At 70.4% G+C, this 2446-nt stretch carries 2 protein-coding genes and 1 pseudogene; 1 reads left to right on the top strand and 2 read right to left on the bottom strand.

Annotation, left to right across the window (positions count from 1 at the left end):
* Nucleotides 1–389: 389 nt before the first annotated feature.
* Nucleotides 390–1226, bottom strand: coding sequence for an alpha/beta fold hydrolase (locus AC069T_RS37905; protein WP_478787072.1), 837 nt, complete (start codon nt 1224–1226; stop codon nt 390–392).
* 78 nt (nt 1227–1304) lie between these two features.
* On the opposite strand from AC069T_RS37905, the gene AC069T_RS37900 reads away from it, so the two are divergent.
* A complete protein-coding gene (locus AC069T_RS37900; RefSeq protein ID WP_478787071.1) occupies nt 1305–1916 on the top strand; it encodes a sigma-70 family RNA polymerase sigma factor in 612 nt (203 codons plus the stop codon).
* A 225-nt stretch (nt 1917–2141) separates the two neighbouring features.
* Here the strand turns inward: AC069T_RS37900 and AC069T_RS37895 are convergent.
* Nucleotides 2142–2249, bottom strand: a pseudogene (locus AC069T_RS37895) (VOC family protein); the annotation flags it as partial.
* Nucleotides 2250–2446: the final 197 nt, after the last annotated feature.

Raw genomic sequence — 2446 nt, 5'->3', positions numbered from 1 at the left:
GTGGAGGGGCGGGCGCGGTCAGCGACGGTGACCACCCGCGGGCGCGGTCAGTCGACGGTGACCACCACCGAGTGCCATCCACTGGCTCCGTCGGGAATGGTGCGGGTGCGCCATGACGTACCGCGATGACACCGGGCGCAAGCGCCAGCAGCGTCAGGACGGCGACGAATTGGTCGCTGCTGGTCGTTCCGCTCTGTCCTCACGTGGGGAATCCGGTCCCCGACGGCACACGGATTGGTGTCTCACCCGAAGGAATGAAGTTGCCGAACCGACCAATCCCCGGCACCCGCGGCTACGGATACCGCCTCGCGCGTTCCTCCGCGTAGCCCTCCGCGGGGTCGACGTCGCGGACGTGCGTGAACGGGTCGTGTGCCCTGCGGCGGCGAGGCCTACCGCGTCCGCTCCAGGAAGGCCGTCATGGCCGCCACGAACTTCCCGGCGTCATCGAGCCAGGGGTAGTGACCCGCGCCCGGCTGCACCACGAGCCGGGCGTCGGGGAACAGCGCCGCGAACTCGGCCGCCGACCGCGGGGGGCTGTTGACATCGAACTGGCCGGCGAGCAGCAGGACGGGGGCGACGCAGGCCCCGAGCGCCTCCCGGGTGGCTTGTGGAGTGAAAGCGCCCTCGGCCGCGAAGAGGGCGACGGCATCCGCGTTGTCCGGCAGACCCGCCGCGTGATGCGCCTGGGCCGCTGGGTCCCAACGGCCGTAGAAGAAGGGCGCGATGGCCTGGAAGTCGCTCTCGCCGCCCTCGGTGAGAGCGGTCAGGGCGGCGTAGGCGGCTGGGAACCAGGGCTCAGCGCCGCGCAGTTGTGCCACCTCACGGCGCATCTGCCCGGTGATCTCCAGGCCGACTGCCCGGGTGCTGGGGCCGACCAGGATGAGCGAGCGCAGCCGACTCGGGTTGCGGGCCGCGTACTGGGTGGCGATGTTCGTACCGGCGCTGTGGCCCAGGAGGTCGATGCGGGCCAGGCCCAGATGCTCGCGCAACGCCTCGATGTCGTCCGTCAGCCGGTCGCAGCGGTAGGAGGAGGGGTCCTCGGGGACCGGGGAGCGGCCGGTGCCGCGCAGGTCCGGAACGATCAGGCGGCGGTGCGTGGACAGGCCGCCGAGGTCACCGAGGTAACGGGAGTCGGCCGGGCCACCCGGGACGCACAGGAGCGCCTCACCGCTGCCGGCTGTGCGGTAGGCCAGGCGGGTTCCGTCGGGTGTGCAGAAGGTGGGCATGACCGGTGATCCTGCCACTCACAACCCAGTTGTACAACCAGGTTATGACGTGATGGGGTGAGGGTGTATAACCGGGGTATGACACGTGGAGAGAGGTCGAGTCCGTTCCCCGCGGCACTGAGCGAGGAGCAGGCCGAGGCAATGCTCGTCGGCATCAACGAAGTCATCAGGGCGGGCGAGGAGATGCGCAGGCTGCGGGCCGAACTGATTCCGGTGTTCGTCGGTTTCGGCTGGACCCAGGAGAAGATCGCCCGCCTCACCGGCATGAGTCAGCCGGCGGTCTCCAAGCACCTGGCTCGACTCCCGCAGGACGCTGCGGTGCCGGTGCCGGTGCCGCAGCTCACCCTCGACCAGGGCGACGCCCCGTGGCTCCAGGGACGGTTGTGGGCGCTGGCGGAGGAGATCTCCGACGCCCGCCACGCGGATGCCCGCTGCACGCACTGCGTCCAGGCCCTGGCCCGCGGCAAGAAGCGCTTCACGCCCCAGAGCGTCGACGAACTGCGACGGCTGGTCGAGGAGGACCTGCGCGTGAACCGGGGCGAGTTGCCCGGCAGTTACCGCAAGACGTACGACGAGATCAGCCGCGGGCTCGACCTGCCCGCGAGCAGTACCCCCGCCGCCGGAACGGCGGCGGTGCGGCGCGCCCTGGCGCACCGGATCCAGCGCGACTGGTTCCGGGGCGGGACCTGACCCGTACAGGGCGGCCTGCGTCCTGCGCGAGGAGCCGCACGCAGGGCACTTCCGGCTCTGGGGAGCGCCCCGGGCCGGACCGCGCACGCGCGATCGGCTGGACGCTGGGACGACTGCCGCCGGTGCCCCCCGGCCCGCGGCCGCACCGGTGACCACGAGCCTGCCCATGTGACACCTACCGCGCATCGGCTCAAGAGGGCTCCACCTCGCCCTCCCGGAGGATGCTCAGTCGAGACAGAACTCGTTGCCCTCGATGTCCTGCATCACGATGCACGACTCGTTGTGATCATCGGCGAGCAGCACTCGCTCGCATGTCGCGCCCAGCGCGACCGGTCCCTGTCGGCTGCTGCCGTGACGCGCGGTCGCGTGCAGCGTGTTCGTGTGCCCCTGCCGACAGATAAGAAACGCATAAAACTTCCAGGTGTGCGGGTGGTTGGGCGGGGCATACGGCGGAACGGAGGTTGATAACTATGGTTCCCCTGCTTCTCGTTCTTCTGCTCGCCCTGATCCTCTTCGGTGCCGGGTTCGCC

Source organism: Streptomyces sp. NPDC043867 (genome assembly GCF_056435845.1).
The sequence above is the reverse complement of the archived record's forward strand: the minus strand, read 5'-3'. Positions and strand labels throughout refer to the sequence as shown.